Below are 18,143 nucleotides of genomic sequence, written 5' to 3' on the forward strand. Positions count from 1 at the left end.
AAAAAAATGCAAGCCAATATTTTAATGTTGTTATTTGTTGCGTTTAGTCTGTCCGTACAAGCGCAAAAGAAGAATGAATTTGTTGTAAATGTAGGCCAATCCACGGTAAAGTGGGCGGGTAAGAAGATTGTTGGGGGAAATACTGAAGGTACGATATCACTACAAAGTGGTAAGATGATTCTCGAGGGAGAAAGACTGACTGCAGGGGAGTTTGTTTTGAGTACGAATACAATAGCCTCTTCTACCGCTTCAAGTCGATTGATCAGTCATTTGAAAAATGAAGATTTTTTTGATGTAGAGAAATATCCTACGGCTAAATTTGTGATTACGAATGTTAAATCAGAAAATGGTAAATCTATGATTACTGGAAATATGACGATCAAGGGTATTACAAAAGCCATAACATTTCCGGCAACGATTTTAACCCATAAAAATAGGGTAGAAGCAAAAGTATCTGGCGTAAAAGTGGATCGGACTCAATATGGAATACAGTATAATTCTGGATCCATATTCACAAGTTTAGGGGATAAGGCTATTGAAGACCATTTTGTGCTGGATATTTCGATTATCGCCGAAAAGAAATAATTTAGAATAATAAAAACAGGAGTGCGGGATATTTTATCCAGCACTCCTGTTCTAGTTTATCGAAAAGTAGTTGTTATTTTCTATTCTTTAAAGAATCTGTTGCATTTTCAGACTCTTGTTCTCTAGCATCAATTTGATGTTGTCTATAATTTTCGATTGCATTTTTACTGGCTTTTTGTGATACGTAAATGCCCAGAATTGCAATTAAGGTCACTATCGCGAGCCCCCACGCGTATTTGCGTTTATCTTGTTTAACCAACCAATACATCACGAAAATATAAGGAACAGCAAATAAAATGTAAAAAATGATACTTGGGCCTACCATAGCTAATTAATATGTTCAGGTGCAAAAATACGCTATTTGAAAAGAGAAGTCAAATAGAATCCCAAAATCTAGATTTTTATTTTTTTTGTTTTGTATTTTAAACATTTCAAGGATTTTGCAGTCTTATTGATAGTTTTTGTGTCATTGAAATTAAAAGTGATGTTTTTCAAAAAAAAACTGCAATCTTCTTACATAAAAGAAAAAAATAATTCTTTACTTTTGCAGGGTCAGATATAAGAAATAAACACAAGAGTTTAAATGTATAATAAAAAAGGGCATATAAATAGCATGGAACAAACTTTCAAAAAGTTTGTTGTTATGGTTATGACCGGACGTATTACATTAAACTGTCCAATTCTCCGATTCCGACGACCTATTCTGCCTCGAGCTTGATACAAGAGGCAGGAAAATTCTATTAATGGTAAATTCATCTGGCTCGATGAATTTCTTAATCCTTGGTTATTACTTTTAGCGCACGTTTAGTGTATTAATTTTTAGGTCGACATCTTAAGATGACAATTTCAGATTTTTTAATTATCCCAGCTATGGCAGACCATGTTAGGTATGCCGAGCAGATCTGTGATGAAATGTTTGAGTCTGCAAAGGCTCGGGGTACAGGTATTGCCCGTCGTAAGCCCGAATATGTGGCTATGAAAATGAATGAAGGCAAGGCTGTCATAGCTTTGCATAAAGATGGTACTTGGGCGGGGTTTTGTTATATTGAGACTTGGGGACACGGCGATTATGTCGCGAATTCTGGACTCATTGTGAATCCTATTTTTCGCAAAGTGGGATTAGCAAAGTCAATTAAAAAACGAGTATTCGAACTATCTCGGGAGAAGTACCCCAATTCGAAAATATTTGGATTGACAACAGGACTAGCAGTGATGAAAATTAATTCCGACCTAGGCTATGAACCCGTAACGTATTCTGAATTAACGCAAGATGAAGAATTTTGGAAAGGTTGCCAAAGTTGTATAAATTACGATATATTGATGAGTAAAGATCGTAAAAATTGTATGTGTACAGCGATGTTGTGGGATCCTGTTGAAAAAGAAAAGGAATTGAAAGAAAAGATACAACGTAAAGCAGAAGCAAAGGAGCGACTAGACCGTATTTCGAAAAAGCAATCTTTATTGAAGCGTATTGAAGCGAAATTGTGGAAATCGACACGTAAAATGCTTGTTATGTTATTCCCTTTGGGCAGGAAGCCAGTAAAGGGATTTTGAATTGATACCCTCTTAAACACAAAACGAGTGTGAAGAACGCATTTATGCCGTTTTTTTAATAAGCACTCACAAATATTTATTAGATGAAAAAAGTAGTTTTAGCATTCAGTGGAGGTTTAGATACATCGTTTTGCTGTATTTATCTTTCTAGGGATTTAGGTATGGAAGTTCACTCTGTAGTAGTTAATACAGGTGGTTTTTCAGAAGATGAAATAAAGAATATAGAAGCGCGTGCATACGAGCTCGGTGTAAAATCACATACTACGATTGATGAAACACAAGACTATTATCGTGACACCATTAAATACCTGATTTTCGGTAACGTACTGAAAAATGCAACCTATCCGCTATCGGTATCTGCGGAGCGTGTTTGCCAAGCGACAGCGATAGCTAATTATGCGAAGAAGATCGGAGCAGAGTGCGTAGCACATGGATCTACGGGTGCTGGAAATGATCAGGTCCGTTTTGATATGATCTTTAATACGCTGATCCCGGGTGTAGAGATAATAACACCAATTAGAGATTTGAAATTATCACGTGAGGCTGAGATTGAGTATCTTGGTAATCACGGTTTCCCTTATAGTGCGGAAAAAGCAAAATATTCCATTAATAAAGGACTTTGGGGAACTTCCGTAGGAGGTGCAGAGACCTTAACATCTAATCAGTATCTACCAGAATCTGCATGGCCTACTGCGGCCACTTCTACTGCTCCTCAAACAGTCACAATTGACTTTGAGAAAGGTGAGCCTGTGGCGTTAAATGGAAATAAAATAGGCCCTGTGGCTGTAATACAGCAATTACAGGATATGGCGCAACCTTACGGTATTGGACGCGATATCCATGTTGGTGATACTATCATAGGGATCAAGGGAAGGGTCGGTTTTGAAGCAGCTGGACCTATCATTTTGGTAAAGGCACATCATACCTTGGAAAAGCATACGTTAACAAAATGGCAGCTGGCCTGGAAAGATCAAATCTCGGGTTTTTATGGCAACTGGATGCATGAAGGGCAAATGCACGATCCTGTAATGCGTGATATAGAGGCATTTTTGTCCTCTTCACAGAGTACCGTTACGGGACGGGTTATTGTGGAATTACATCCATATCGATTTGTGATTGTGGGTATTGAATCTTCACATGATTTGATGAATAATGAGTTTGGTAGTTATGGTGAGATGAATGAAGGTTATACAGGGGATGACGTAAAAGGATTCTCAAAGATATTTGGGAATCAAACTATTATTTGGCACAAAGTAAACCAAAAGGGTTAAGACAATCAATAGATTGTATTAATAAAGAAAATGGGTGCCACGTTTTGTACGTAGTGCCCTTTTTTTTAGATAGAAAACATATTTTATGGAAAAAATTAAAGTAGGCATCGTCGGATCTGCAGGCTATACAGGAGGAGAGCTCTTACGGATCCTTATCTATCATCCCCATGTGGATATTGTATTTGCAAATAGCGGATCAAATGCTGGTAAGAAAATATATGAGGTGCACAATGACCTTTTGGGGGATACAGAGCTATACTTCACTACTGATTTTCATTCGGAAATAGATGTGTTATTCTTGTGTGTTGGTCATGGAGATGCGCGTAAGTTTCTGGAATCAAATACGGTTGCGTCTAAGGTGAAGATAATTGATCTGTCACAAGATTACCGTCTTAAAGCTAACTCAATATATCAAGGGCAACAATTTATATATGGACTGCCTGAGTTAAATCGTGATGCCATACGGTCTGCTCATTATGTGGCTAATCCAGGTTGTTTTGCAACTAATATTCAACTGGCACTTTTGCCTTTGGCTGCTCACAGTCTATTGCCAGCGCAAGTTCATATCACGGCGACTACCGGGTCTACTGGAGCTGGACAGAAACCAGGCGCTACTTCCCATTTCTCTTGGAGATCGGGAAATCTTTCAGCATATAAGTCTTTTGAGCATCAACATCTGCAAGAAATTTCTGAGTCGTTAAATCAGTTGCAAAAAGGTTTTATAGAAGATTCAGATAGGACATTAATGGATCGAGCAGCAAAACGTATTAATTTTGTGCCATTACGTGGAGCTTTTCCCAGGGGTATCTTTTCAAGTATTTATGTCGATGCAGATTTGACAGAAGAAGAAGCCTATTCATATTACGAAAATTTTTATCAGGAGCACCCATTTACCATTGTTTCACGTGTCAACATCGATCTAAAGCAAGTTGTCAATACCAATAAAAGTATTCTTCATCTCGAAAAGCATGGTGATAAGCTGCTTATTGTAAATGCTACGGACAACTTGTTAAAAGGTGCATCTGGTCAAGCTGTTCAGAATATGAATCTTATGTTTGGATTAAGCGAGAGAGCTGGATTAAACCTTAAATCGGTAGGTTTTTAAATCTGCAAAAGAATATAATATCAAAGGCAGGTTTCTAGGATTAGGAAACCTGCCTTTTTTTTATCGTAACATTCCTGTTTGACAAACGTTTGATCGTTGTCAGATCTTTTATAGTATGCTTTGATTACGATATTTTTAGGGAGTAATACTGAATCAACCAATTCAAAAATTTTAATTTAGTTAATATTTAATGATGAAGAACACAAAGTCTATTTTTTACTTTCTTACTTTTCTTTTGTGTAGTTTTTGCCTCGAAATCTGGGCACAAACTACAAAACCCTATGAAGTAGCATTAGCTGGTAACGCCTTTCAAATAGGCGAAAGTCCAGGGAAGTCAAGGGTCGGAAGGGAAACTGCATTTATTGTATCAGGAGATTCTCGTATTACAAGTACGTATTTTAAAGTACTTGGAAAGGGCGATATTCAAATAAAACTACGGGGAAGAAAAATAGGGTCATCAATAGCCCAATTAGGAATAGTGTTTTTAAAAAATAAAAACCACGTCGTCATTGATAAAGAAGAATTCAAGGATATCGATTTAGGTACTTTTAAGGTCAAAGAACCCGGATATCTCCATCTCGATCTAAAGGGATTGGAAGGTCAGGCAGAGGTGAGCCATCTTATTGTTTCAGGTTCTGCGGTCCAGCAAGGGGTAATTTTCTCAGATGACCCTAGTTTCTATTATTGGAGTAGGAGGGGGCCTTCCTGTCATATGGGATATGAGGTGCCTGAAAGTGAGACTGTGAGCTATTATTATAACGAAATGAAGATCCCTGTAGGTGAAGATAAAATTGGATCATACTTTATGGCTGTAGGGTTTGCACAAGGATATTTTGGTATTCAAGTGAATTCAGCTTCAGAAAGACGTGTTTTATTTTCTGTATGGAGTCCATTCGAGACGGATGATCCGAAATCAATACCGGAGGACCATAAGATAAGACTGTTGAAAAAGGGTGCTTCGGTGCATACAGGAGAGTTTGGAAATGAAGGCTCGGGAGGACAAAGCTATCTTAAGTATAATTGGAAAGCTGGAAATACTTATAGGTTTTTATTAAAAGGTAGTCCCGATGGAATGGGAAATACAGATTTTACAGCTTGGTTTTTTGCTCCTGAAGTAAATGAATGGAAGCTGATTGCAAGTTTTAAGCGTCCACAGACCGATAGCCATTTGAAGCGATTTCATAGTTTCTTAGAAAACTTTGATCCTAATCAAGGGTATCTTGGGAGAAGAGTAATTTATAAAAACCAATGGTACTATGCTGATAAAACGTGGAAGCCTATCGAAAGGGCTCGGTTTACGGTGGATAATACATATACGAAAAGGCAACGGATAGATGCGACCGGTGGCGTCACAAAAGAAGGGTTTTATCTCAAGAACGGTGGTTTTTTTAGTGAGATTGTAAGTCCTGGTAGTAAATTTGATGCGATAGGAAAAGGAACTGTTCCTGTGATAGATTTCAATAAACTGCCTTAATAAATAAAAAAACCTGACCGAGAGGCCAGGTTTTTTTATTTGAACTTAACGTTTATTTTTCGTTTTCTTCGCTTACATCTGATGAGACAGAACTGTCCCCAGAATTACCTCCTTTAACTACGATTTCTTTTTTCTCTTCATCGAGATCTACCATAATCACAGCATTAGCTTTAAGTTCTCCTTTGAGGATTTCTTCAGCAATTGGATCTTCAAGATACTTTTGTATTGCTCGTTTCAATGGACGCGCACCAAAGTTAGTATCATAGCCCTTTTCGGCAATAAACTCTTTAGCTTTGTTCGTTAGGTTAATGGAATGCCCTAGTGCCTCTATACGCCCAAAGAGGGATCTCAATTCAATATCGATAATCTTGAAAATATTTTCTTTCGTTAGTGAATTGAAAACAATCACATCATCGATACGATTTAAAAACTCAGGAGCAAATGCGCGTTTTAAGGCTGTTTCTATGACACCTCTAGAATGCGAATCTGCTTGATTCTCCTTTGCAGCAGTTGTAAACCCAACCCCTTGACCAAACTCTTTTAATTGACGGACTCCAATATTAGAAGTCATGATAATAATCGTATTTCTGAAGTCAACTTTCCGACCTAGACTATCCGTCAGCTGTCCTTCATCAAGTACTTGGAGAAGAAGATTGAAGACATCGGGATGGGCCTTTTCTATTTCGTCTAATAATACAACGGAATACGGTTTACGGCGGACTTTCTCTGTAAGTTGCCCTCCTTCTTCATAACCTACATATCCTGGAGGCGCCCCAACTAACCTAGATACGGCAAATTTCTCCATGTATTCACTCATGTCGACCTGAATCAAAGAATCTTCAGAATCAAACATAAACCGAGCTAATTCTTTAGCAAGTTCTGTTTTACCGACACCGGTAGGCCCCAAAAAGATGAAGGAACCGATAGGCTTTTTAGGGTCTTTCAATCCTGCGCGTGTTCGTTGTATTGCTTTGACCAATTTATGAACAGCATCATCCTGACCTATAATTCGTCCTTTCATGGACTCACCCATGTTCAGTAATTTTTGACTATCAGTTTGACTTACCCGTTGCACAGGGATACCTGTCATCATAGAAACTACTTCGGCTACATTGTCTTCTGTAACCGTATAACGTTTACTTTTGGTTTCAGCCTCCCATGCCGCCTTCTCCTTGTCCAGTTCTTCTAACAGTTTCTTTTCTGTATCCCGAAGCTTTGCTGCTTCCTCATACTTTTGAGAGCGGACAACTTTGTTCTTTTCGACTTTAATCTCTTCGATTTTCTCTTCAATATCAATGATAGATTGGGGAACATGGATATTGGTAAGATGTACACGAGATCCCGCTTCATCAAGAGCATCAATGGCTTTGTCCGGTAAAAAACGATCTGTAATATATCGAGTTGTTAACGTGACACAAGCTTCTAATGCTTCTGGCGTATAATTGACGTTATGATGTTCTTCATATTTGTCTTTTATTCTGTTGAGGATTTCAATAGTCTCATCATGAGAAGCAGGCTCGATCATCACCTTTTGGAATCGCCTATCGAGAGCCCCATCTTTTTCTATAAATTGACGGTATTCATCCAGTGTTGTCGCTCCGATACATTGGATTTCACCACGAGCTAGTGCTGGCTTAAACATGTTTGAAGCATCTAGCGAGCCTGACGCTCCACCTGCTCCTACAATTGTGTGGATCTCATCGATGAATAGGATCACATCAGGAGATTTTTCAAGCTCATTCATGACTGCTTTCATACGCTCTTCAAATTGTCCTCTGTATTTAGTGCCAGCAACAAGCGAAGCAAGATCTAGTGTGACCACACGTTTATTAAATAATACACGTGAAACTTTGCGTTGTACAATACGTAGAGCAAGACCTTCTGCTATTGCTGATTTACCAACCCCTGGTTCACCGATAAGAATTGGATTGTTTTTCTTACGACGAGATAGGATCTGAGATACACGTTCGATTTCCTTTTCACGACCCACAATAGGATCTAGTTTGCCCTCTTCAGCCGCACGAGTTAGATCCCTACCAAAATTGTCAAGAACTGGAGTCTTGGATTTGATATCGGAGACTTTTTTCGGTGCCGAAAAGTTTTCTTCTTCTGCATAGTCATCATCAGGTGTAGACGACCCAGGAGCTTCATCTGTAATCGTAGCTTTATTCTGTTCTACTTCATTCTTGAATAAATCGTATGTCACATTGAATTGTTGTAAGATTTGTGAGGCGATGTTGTCTTCGTCCCGCAGTATAGCCAACAGTAAATGTTCGGTGCCTATAATGTCACTTTTGAAAATTTTAGCTTCAAGATATGTAATCTTCAATACCTTTTCCGCTTGTTTCGTTAGCGGGACTGATCCTACCGGTGCTCTGGATACCGATGAACCTTTTACAGCATCCTCAATAGACTGACGGATCGAAGCCGTATCTACTAATAGATTTCTAAGGATTTTTATCGCCACCCCATCACCTTCTCGAATAAGTCCAAGTAATAGATGTTCTGTGCCTATATAGTCATGACGAAGACGTAATGCTTCTTCTCGGCTATAAGATATCACATCTTTGACTCTTGGTGAGAATTTTGCTTCCATGTAATTACCTTTCTTTCTTTTAAACTAAGTTAGGACTTTTATAAATGTATGAAATAAATGTAAATCCCGACCTATTATTTTCTATAAATTATCAACAATCAAGCCACAGAGAGATGAAGCCAAAATGGCAGGATACGTTCGTTGATATATAACGTTTTGATGTATAGTATAGCTACAGTGTTTCACAATTCGTTGCGAATTTGGTATCTTTGATGCATAAAAATAAAAATATAAAAGTTTAGGTCTAAAAAGATATGTCAGACGAAAAAATAATTTTTTCAATGGCTGGTGTAAATAAAATTTACCCACCCCAAAAGCAGGTTCTAAAAAATATATATCTATCATTTTTCTATGGTGCCAAAATCGGTGTTATAGGTCTCAATGGATCAGGTAAATCATCTCTTTTGAAAATTATTGCAGGACTGGATAAATCCTTCCAAGGAGAGGTGGTCTTTTCTCCAGGATATTCGGTTGGTTATTTAGCACAGGAACCAGAATTGGACTTGGAGAAGACGGTGAAAGAGATTGTAGAAGAAGGTGTAGCAGAGATTACAGCGATTCTGAAAGAATATGAAGAGATTAATGATCGTTTTGGTTTGCCTGAAGTATATGAGAATCCAGATGAAATGGATAAATTGTTAGCTAGACAGGGCGAACTACAGGACAAAATAGATGCCACTAATGCTTGGGAATTGGATTCTAAACTAGAGCGCGCGATGGACGCGCTTCGCTGTCCGGAGCCAGAATCTAAAATTGCCAATTTGTCAGGAGGAGAGCGCCGTAGAGTCGCTCTTTGTCGGTTACTATTACAAGAACCCGACGTGTTATTGCTCGATGAGCCGACTAACCATTTGGATGCAGAATCTATTGATTGGTTAGAACAACATTTGCAACATTATAAAGGGACGGTCATCGCTGTAACACACGATCGATATTTCTTGGATAATGTAGCAGGGTGGATATTAGAACTTGACCGAGGCGAAGGTATTCCATGGAAAGGAAATTATTCTTCATGGTTGGATCAGAAGTCTAAGCGGTTAGCACAAGAGGAAAAGACAGAATCAAAACGTCAAAAAACGCTAGAGCGAGAGTTAGAGTGGGTACGTATGGCTCCGAAAGCCAGACATGCTAAATCCAAAGCGCGTCTGCATAACTATGAAAAACTAGCTTCTGAGGAGACTAAGGAAAGAGAAGAGAAGCTAGAGTTGTTTATTCCTCCTGGTCCCCGTCTTGGAAATGTCGTGATAGAGGCAGATAATATATCCAAAGCGTATGGAGATCGAATTTTATTTGAAAATCTTAGTTTTTCACTGCCTCCGGCAGGTATTGTCGGGATCATCGGTCCAAATGGAGCTGGAAAGACAACGTTGTTTCGTTTAATAACTGGACAGGAAACTCCGGATACAGGAACTTTCAAAGTCGGTGAGACTGTGGTTTTGGGCTATGTCGATCAGCTGCATAACGACTTAGACCCTGAAAAGTCAGTTTGGGAAAACATTACAGAAGGTAATGATAATATTATGTTGGGCAATCGTTCTACAAATTCCAGAGCCTACGTTTCAAAATTTAATTTTAACGGTGCGGATCAGCAGAAGAAAGTTGGGGTACTGTCTGGAGGGGAACGTAATCGGGTTCACCTCGCTATTACATTGAAAAAGGCGTCGAATGTTCTATTATTAGATGAGCCCACAAATGATATTGATGTAAATACACTACGTGCATTAGAAGAGGGGCTGGAAAACTTTGGCGGCTGTGCTGTTGTTATCTCGCACGATAGATGGTTCTTAGATCGAATTTGTACCCATATTTTAGCCTTTGAAGGAGATTCACAAGTCTATTTCTATGAAGGGAATTATTCGGAATATGAAGAGAATAGAAAAAAGAGATTAGGGGATGTAGGTCCCAAACGTATCCGTTACAAAAAACTGGTTAAATAGATGAGTCTAGAATCCGCACGGTTATTAGAAGCAATAATAGAGACGGCAATAGATGGAATTATAACTATCGATAATAAAGGTATTGTCGAGACGATAAATCCAGCCGCTTTAACTTTATTTGGATATGATGCAGAGGAGGTGATTGGCAATAATATATCTATGTTGATGCCTGAGCCGGATCGGAGTAGCCATGATAGTTATATTTCCAATTACAAAGAAACAGGAAGAAAGAAAATAATTGGAATAGGTCGAGAAGTAAGAGGAAAGAAGAAGGATGGTACCACTTTTCCGTTTCGTCTCGCTGTGAGTGAAGTCTTTTACAAAGACAAAAGTATTTTTACCGGATTTATTCATGACTTAACCAAGGAGAAGAAAGCTGAAGATGAACTTTTGAAGCATACATTAGAACTGGAGGAAGTCGTTAGGCATCGAACCAAGGATCTGATATCTTTGGTGTCTGAATTAGAGAAAGCTAAAGCAGATGTCAGTAATTCTTTGGAAAAGGAAAAGGAATTAAATCAGCTTAAGTCTCGTTTTGTTTCAATGGCATCACACGAGTTTAGAACTCCCTTGAGTTCGGTACAGCTTTCGGCATCTTTGATTGACAAGTATATTGAAAGACCAGACTTTGATGCTGTCATAAAGCACACTAATCGAATCAAAGGATCAGTACAGTTACTTAATAATATCCTTAATGATTTTTTATCCTTGGAGAAACTAGAGGCAGGTGTTGTTGTTGTTAATAAACAAGAGATAAATCTAGTACATCTAGGTGAAGAGATTTCTGGTGAAATGCAATTAATCTGTAAAAAGAATCAGCATATTGTGTATCAGCATACAGGGGCACAGGCTGAGTTTTTTTTGGACGCCCATTTACTTAAAAACAGTATTATTAATCTGATATCCAATGCGATAAAATATTCTGGGGAAGATACTTTTATAGAGTTTTCTACAGAGATTACAGAAGATATGTGTACAATAGTGGTCAAAGATAATGGAATAGGGATCCCTGTTGAAGATCAAAAGAATCTATTCGAACCTTTCTTTAGAGCGCATAATACAGGTAATATCCCTGGGACAGGATTAGGACTTAATATTGTAAGACGATACATTAGCCTTATGGATGGAGAACTTGAGTATTGGTCAGCCATAAATCAGGGGGCACTTTTTCGTATGGTATTTAAACGCTAAGCTTAAAGCAAAATAAATGAAGAAAAGAACCATTTTAATCATCGAGGACAATTTAGAGATTAGAGAAGGAAGTGCAGAAATTTTGGAACTCACGGGTGAGTATGATATTGTCACTGCGGAGAATGGTATGATCGGTGTCGAACTAGCGAATAAACATCATCCTGATCTTATTCTTTGTGATATAATGATGCCTGAACTGGATGGGTATGGTGTTCTTTATATGTTAAGTAAACAGGAGAGTACTATGCATATACCTTTCATCTTTATTACAGCAAAGTCGGAGCGTGTAGATATGCGCAAGGCGATGGAGATGGGGGCAGACGACTATATAGTCAAGCCTTTTGATGATATTGAATTATTGAATGCAATAGAAAGCAGGCTAAAGAAAAAGGAAAGTTTGCTAAATATCGCCGCGAGTAATAATCGGTTCTTAGATCTAGAGGAAGATGAACAGAATTATTTATTAGAACATCTTGTCGCTGAATCGCGGGTCAAAATGTTCAAGAAGAAACAGCTCATTTATGAAACAGATGATTCTCCTGTCTTTATGTATTATGTCGTGAAAGGTAAGGTTCGTAGTTTTCTCAACTATCAGGATGGTAGAGAGTTATCGACAGGTATCCATGGCGATGGTCATTTTTTTGGTTATGAATCCATTCTGATGAATGAGAATTATACCGAAAGTACGGCTTCTTTGGAAGATTCCGAGGTTGCTTTGATTACTAAGGACAGTTTCTTTGAATTGCTGTACAGCAAACCTGGTATTGCAAATAAATTCATAAAAATGCTATCGGGTGATATTAAAGAGAAAGAAGAGCAAATGTTGGGATTTGCTTATGATAGTGTTAGAAAGCGGGTCGCCAATGCTTTGACTCAAATAGCATTGAAAAGTAGGGCTAATGAGAGTGATGACGAAGTACTGGTACGTATTTCCAGAGAAGATCTTGCCGCCTTTGCCGGAACAGCAAATGAAACAGTGAGTCGTATTCTCGCAGAGCTCAAAGACGAAGGGATAATAATTAAAGAGCGAACAGCGATTCGAATATTGTCTATTAATAGATTGAAGAAAATAAAATAGTAACAGCGGCCATTAGAAAAAATGGCCGCTTTTCTTTTTTGTACAATAAGTGACAAAAATCATTTATTTGCTTGATGAGTTGCATTCGTAAAGTGCAGAACTACTGCTAGATTTGGAGTGTTATACCATGAATGAATCAATGAGAGTTGTTGCATATAATATAATAGAATTCGAGAAGGAACTACTTGCGAAGGCGAACGCTAAAGTGCATGATCTTACCCTGATTTCAAATGGACTTAACTTAAATACGATTCATTATGCGGAAGGTAAAGAAGTAGTCATTGTTTCTGAGCGGGATTTACTGGATAGATCTTTGCTTGATGCGTTATGGAAAATAGGAGTCAAGAAAATAATAACCCGATCTACAACCTTAGACCATATTGATATTCCTTATGCTTCTGTACTCAAGTTACACGTGGCTAATACACCTTCTGAGGATAAATCCCCTGAAAATATTGCAATGCAGACGATCGTCAATCTCAATAATTGGGATAAAAAAACATGCTTAGGCGATGCCTGCTATTGTTCATTTAATTGTGACAGCAAAAATGATATTAATAATCGATTATGAGTGTAGAAAGCAAAAACGTGTTGATCTCTAAATACAATGTTGCGGCTCCTCGGTATACGAGTTACCCGACGGTACCGTTTTGGCAGAATGAAGACTTCAATGAGTCGGACTGGCGGTTTCATGTAAAAAGTCGTTATGAAGAATCAAAAGATCAAGGCATAAGTATTTATATTCATTTGCCTTATTGCGAAAGCCTTTGTACGTATTGTGGTTGTAATACACGTATTACTAAGAATCATAACGTAGAGGATCCTTATATTACTTCGTTATTGAGCGAATGGAAGATGTATAGAAAGGTGTTGGGTTCTGAGGTGTTGACAATTAGTGAGATACATTTAGGTGGGGGGACACCAACTTTCTTTACCCCTAATAATCTGAAGAGGTTGATTGAAGGGATTCTGCATGGAAATGAGAAAAGTGAAAATGCATCATTTTCATTTGAAGCTCACCCCGCAAATACGACGGATGAGCATCTACATACATTATATAATTTAGGCTTTAGGAGGCTTAGCCTTGGTATTCAGGATTTTGACGAGAAGGTTCAAGCAATAATAAATCGACATCAGACTGTTGAGGATGTGCAGCAAGTGATGCGCGTAGCGAGAGCTATTGGTTACGAATCAATTAATTTTGACTTAATCTACGGATTGCCTTTACAGACCTTAGCGTCTGTCTTGAAAACTATTGAAATTTCGTTGGAAATGCTGCCAGAGAGGATTTCCTTTTACAGCTACGCGCATGTACCTTGGATAAAGCCGGGGCAAAGAAAGTTTACCGAGCATGATCTACCAGATGGAGAAGATAAGCTTGAGTTATATAAAAAAGGTAAAGAGATGATTCAAGCTGCCGGATACGAGGATGTCGGTATGGATCATTTTGCAAAAAAAGATGACGCTTTATTTTTGGCCTCCCAAAGCGGAACTTTACATCGTAATTTTATGGGATATGCGGATAGATATACTCCCCTGATGATTGGTTTAGGTGTTTCTTCGATTAGTGATTCGTGGAGCGCATTCGCGCAGAATGTGAAGACTGTAGAAGAATATCATGCTAAAATTAATGCAAACGAATTGCCGGTGTTTAAAGGACATCTTCTTAATGAAGAGGATTTGATCATTCGCACATATATTTTAGATATGATGTGTAAAGGAAAAGTGATTCTAAATGGAAATATAGAAATAGATGATAAAATCAAAAAAAGATTAGTTCCTTTGATTAATGATGGATTGGTGCTGGCGGAGGATTCGGAAATAAGAATCACTGATTTGGGTAAGTCTTTTCTAAGAAATGTTTGTATGGCTTTTGATGAAAGGTTGCAAAAAACAAAAGAAAGAGATAATTTGTTTAGTCAAGCAATTTAAAAATATTTTTTATGGCAGAGCAAAGTAGTTTGATCACTAAAACCAAATGCTATCATTGTGGTGATTTAGTGGAACAGACCTCCTATATTTTGAATGAGCATCAGTTCTGTTGTTTAGGCTGTCAGACCGTATATCAAATTTTAAAAGAAAACGACCTTCAGAGTTATTATAAATACAATACGCATCCTGGTAAATCTCAAAATGGACATAAGGAAGATCTAAATTATTTAGACGAGCCTAATATTGTCTCAAGATTAGTCGATTATCAGGACGATCACATCACGATTATTACATTTTATGTGCCGGCTATTCATTGTAGTTCTTGTATTTGGTTACTTGAAAATTTGTTTAAGCTGAATACTGCCATAAAATCCGCGAAGGTAGATTTTATGAAAAAGCAGGCCAGTATTACATTTAATAAACAAGAGATTTCACTGAAGGAAGTTGTTCAGCTTCTTCACAATATCGGGTACGATCCAAAGATTACCTTACAGGATGTTGTAAAGGAAGGGAATAAGGTTAATCAAAATGGTTTGATCGGAAAGATTACTGTTGCAGGTTTTTGCTTTGGAAACTCTATGATGATTAGTTTTCCAGAGTATTTCGGGATGGCAGATTTTGAAAGGGAATATGCTAATTTCTTTGGTTATATGAATTTAGCATTTGGTTTACCTGTTTTGTTGTACAGTGCTTCCGATTATTTTAAATCAGCTTGGTATAGTTTAAAGCAGAAAAGATTGAATCTTGATGTACCTTTAGCGCTCGGTATCTTTGTTCTTTTTTTTCGATCCGCGTTCGAAATTTTAACCCAAACTGGGGCTGGTTTTATAGATACCCTATGTAGCTTGGTCTTTTTTATTTTAATTGGTAAATGGGTGCAGGAAAGAACCTATTATCATATTTCCTTCGAAAGGGATTATAGGTCCTATTTTCCTGTGGCTGTCACCGTGTTGACAGAAGGTAAGGAAAAACCTACTCCAATAGGGAATCTTAAAGTTGGAGAACGAATTCTAGTACGAAACAATGAAATTATTCCTGCAGATGCTATTCTGCTTAAAGGTGATGCATTTGTTGATTTTAGTTTCGTGACGGGAGAAAGTGATGCAGTGGAAAAGATCCTCGGCGAAGTCGTGTACGCTGGAGGTCGCCAGACGGGCGGCGTGATTGAGTTGGAGGTGGTAAAAGCTGTTTCCCAAAGCTATCTTACAAAGTTGTGGAATAATGAGAGTTTTAAATCCTATGAAAGAAAATTTGAAACTTTTGTTGGAGTAATCAGCAAGTATTTCACCATAGGATTGATTTCAATAGCGATGTTTGCAGCTGCATTTTGGTTGGTAGGAGAAGCTACAGATAGGGCATGGGCAGCATTTACGGCTGTACTTATAATTGCTTGTCCATGTGCGTTGGCTTTAAGTTCTCCTTTTACGTTGAGCGCAGCGTTGAGTATATTTGATAAAAATAAAATGTATATCAAAAATACATCTGCTATTGAACAGATGGCTGCTATTGATACGGTTGTGTTTGATAAAACTGGTACAATATCTTCTCCCAAAGCTTCTACTATGTATTTCGAAGGAGCCCTATCTAAAATGGAAAGAGATTTGGTATATACATTGTGTCGAAATTCAAATCATCCTTTAAGCAGAGAAATAATCAAATGGTTAGGTCTGTGTGCTGTTCTGCCAATAAATGGGTATGAAGAGTTTGCTGGTAAAGGGCAATCAGCGTGGTATTCTGATTGCCAAATAATGGTAGGCAGTGCATCGTTTACCGGTGTGAGACATTCTGATGCCGAAGGTTCTGTCGTATATATAAAGATAAATAGTGTAGTGAAGGGTTTTTTTACACTGGGACAATCGTGGAGGAAAGGGCTTACGGAGGTAATTGGCAAATTAAAAGATAGTTATGGATTACATTTGATATCTGGTGATAATGAGCGTAGGGCGGAAGCTTTGCGGTTGATCTTTCCGTCAAATGCTACTCTGTTTTTTAACCAGAGTCCAAATGATAAGCTTTTGAAAATAAGTAATTGGCAGAAGGATGGGCAACAAGTATGTATGGTTGGTGATGGGTTAAACGATGCAGGTGCCTTACGTAAAGCAGACCTTGGGATTGCGGTGTCTGATGATATCAATAATTTTTCACCGGGCTGTGATGCTATTCTAGACGGCGTCTCGTTCGAAAAGCTTCCTAGTTTCTTCGCTTTTAGTAAAGATACGGTTAAAGTTATTAAAATGAGTTTTGTTATTTCTATACTTTATAATATCATAGGATTGAGTTTTGCTGTTCAAGGGACAATGTCTCCTTTATTCGCGGCGATCTTAATGCCCATAAGTACAGTGACAATTATTTCCTTTACCAGTTTAATGACAAGGTGGTATGGTAAGAAGAGAAATCTTATTTAACTTTGGTATTATGTCTATAATTTTTTTCTTAATTGGCTGTAGTGTTTTTATCGCTTTGATTTTTTTAGGCGCATTCTTTTGGGCGAATAAAACGGGGCAAAATGATGATACGTATACGCCCTCGGTGCGAATTCTTTTTGATGACGAGGTGAAATCGGATGACGGATCAAAAGATAAAAAATAGACTGCCCGCATTTTATTTTTTCCATATTTAAATCAATTGCTTTTTTGTTTGTACTAAACTATTAGCAGATCCGATACATATTCTAATTTTATAGAGATTTTCTAGGGGAATAATAGAGGGTTTGTAGAGGGTTCATAGAGGTAAATCTCTGTTTTCCCTCTATTGTGTCTCCGTTAAAATAGGGGAATCGGAGGGAAAGCCTAGAATTGCTCTGCCCTTTGGTAATAATATGGCCTGAAAGAGAAGGTGGTCCATCGTGTTTTTTTTAGCTTACCACTTCTATACAGATGGGCTTTTTATAGCTATAGTGATATAACACGATACTTTGTAAAGCCCCATTTTCCTAGCTACGGTTATCCCATTTCAATTTTATTCTCCGCATTTCCAGCGTTTTAGGGTTTTATTTCAAAAATAGATGGGGATATCCTTTGGAACTATGGGTTTAATTATCCTATCTTTGCACCACTCCGCAAGGGAGGAACGGTCGGATCTTAGGACGGGACCATGAAAAAAGAGGGGTTTAAAGTTATTTAAACGCGGGAATACAAGAAAAGGCGCTGAAATAAATTTTCACATTTATTTTGGAGGTTTGAAAAAGATTCCTACCTTTGCAGTCCCAACGGAAACGAAGGGCAACAGAAAAAAGCAGGATAACGGATTTTGTTCCGGCATCATAAAAGCAGAAGCGCGAAGCGGATGCGAAAAAAGTTCTTTAAAAAATGATCATGTAACGTAACGAGTAGTGTTGAGAAACGACGAAAGTTAAAAAAATCAGCCATTTGGTCCTAGAATCAGAAATTATAATAAAGACAATTCTATTTTCATAAATAG

At 37.9% G+C, this 18,143-nt stretch carries 13 protein-coding genes; 12 read left to right on the top strand and 1 reads right to left on the bottom strand.

Annotated elements, in window-relative coordinates; all coding sequences use genetic code 11:
• Positions 1-6 precede the first annotated feature (6 nt).
• The 5 genes from G7B18_RS08680 (at position 7) to G7B18_RS08705 (ending at position 5,989) form a co-directional block, all read left to right on the top strand.
• Positions 7-585 (top strand): YceI family protein, encoded by a 579-nt coding sequence (locus tag G7B18_RS08680; protein ID WP_164122372.1) that lies wholly within the window; start codon positions 7-9, stop codon positions 583-585.
• An 837-nt stretch (positions 586-1,422) separates the two neighbouring features.
• Positions 1,423-2,139: a GNAT family N-acetyltransferase gene (locus G7B18_RS08690; protein ID WP_164122373.1), complete on the top strand. Its 717-nt coding sequence runs from the start codon at positions 1,423-1,425 to the stop codon at positions 2,137-2,139.
• Between the two features lie 83 nt (positions 2,140-2,222).
• On the top strand, positions 2,223-3,410 hold the full coding sequence (gene argG / locus G7B18_RS08695; protein ID WP_164108577.1) for an argininosuccinate synthase: 1,188 nt from the start codon (positions 2,223-2,225) through the stop codon (positions 3,408-3,410).
• Between the two features lie 85 nt (positions 3,411-3,495).
• Positions 3,496-4,515, top strand: coding sequence for an N-acetyl-gamma-glutamyl-phosphate reductase (gene argC / locus G7B18_RS08700; RefSeq protein ID WP_164108576.1), 1,020 nt, complete (start codon positions 3,496-3,498; stop codon positions 4,513-4,515).
• 190 nt (positions 4,516-4,705) lie between these two features.
• Positions 4,706-5,989 (top strand): DUF3472 domain-containing protein, encoded by a 1,284-nt coding sequence (locus G7B18_RS08705; protein WP_164108575.1) that lies wholly within the window; start codon positions 4,706-4,708, stop codon positions 5,987-5,989.
• 52 nt (positions 5,990-6,041) lie between these two features.
• Here the strand turns inward: G7B18_RS08705 and G7B18_RS08710 are convergent, their stop codons facing one another.
• Positions 6,042-8,585, bottom strand: a complete 2,544-nt coding sequence (locus tag G7B18_RS08710) for an ATP-dependent Clp protease ATP-binding subunit (RefSeq protein ID WP_164108574.1) — start codon at positions 8,583-8,585, stop codon at positions 6,042-6,044.
• A gap of 254 nt (positions 8,586-8,839) precedes the next feature.
• Between G7B18_RS08710 and ettA the strand changes: the two genes are divergently transcribed.
• The 7 genes from ettA (at position 8,840) to ccoS (ending at position 17,312) form a co-directional block, all read left to right on the top strand.
• Positions 8,840-10,522: an energy-dependent translational throttle protein EttA gene (ettA, locus tag G7B18_RS08715; protein WP_164108573.1), complete on the top strand. Its 1,683-nt coding sequence runs from the start codon at positions 8,840-8,842 to the stop codon at positions 10,520-10,522.
• Entirely contained in the window at positions 10,523-11,713 is a 1,191-nt protein-coding gene (locus G7B18_RS08720) for a PAS domain-containing sensor histidine kinase (protein ID WP_164108572.1), read from the top strand.
• 16 nt (positions 11,714-11,729) lie between these two features.
• The gene (locus G7B18_RS08725) at positions 11,730-12,791 is read left to right on the top strand and encodes a response regulator (protein ID WP_164108571.1); all 1,062 of its coding nucleotides are present in this window, start codon (positions 11,730-11,732) and stop codon (positions 12,789-12,791) included.
• Positions 12,792-12,930: 139 nt separating this feature from the next.
• The gene (locus G7B18_RS08730; protein WP_164108570.1) at positions 12,931-13,362 is read left to right on the top strand and encodes a lactate dehydrogenase; all 432 of its coding nucleotides are present in this window, start codon (positions 12,931-12,933) and stop codon (positions 13,360-13,362) included.
• Positions 13,359-14,723, top strand: coding sequence for an oxygen-independent coproporphyrinogen III oxidase (gene hemN, locus G7B18_RS08735; RefSeq protein WP_164108569.1), 1,365 nt, complete (start codon positions 13,359-13,361; stop codon positions 14,721-14,723). The genes G7B18_RS08730 and hemN overlap by 4 nt, the downstream gene beginning before the upstream one ends.
• Positions 14,724-14,734: 11 nt before the next feature.
• Entirely contained in the window at positions 14,735-17,128 is a 2,394-nt protein-coding gene (locus G7B18_RS08740; protein WP_164108568.1) for a heavy metal translocating P-type ATPase, read from the top strand.
• Between the two features lie 10 nt (positions 17,129-17,138).
• Positions 17,139-17,312 carry a cbb3-type cytochrome oxidase assembly protein CcoS gene (ccoS, locus tag G7B18_RS08745; protein WP_164108567.1) on the top strand — a complete coding sequence of 58 codons (174 nt, stop codon included), beginning with the start codon at positions 17,139-17,141 and terminating at the stop codon, positions 17,310-17,312.
• Positions 17,313-18,143: the final 831 nt, after the last annotated feature.

It is taken from the genome of Sphingobacterium sp. xlx-130, assembly GCF_011007405.1.
Lineage (GTDB): Bacteria > Bacteroidota > Bacteroidia > Sphingobacteriales > Sphingobacteriaceae > Sphingobacterium > Sphingobacterium luzhongxinii.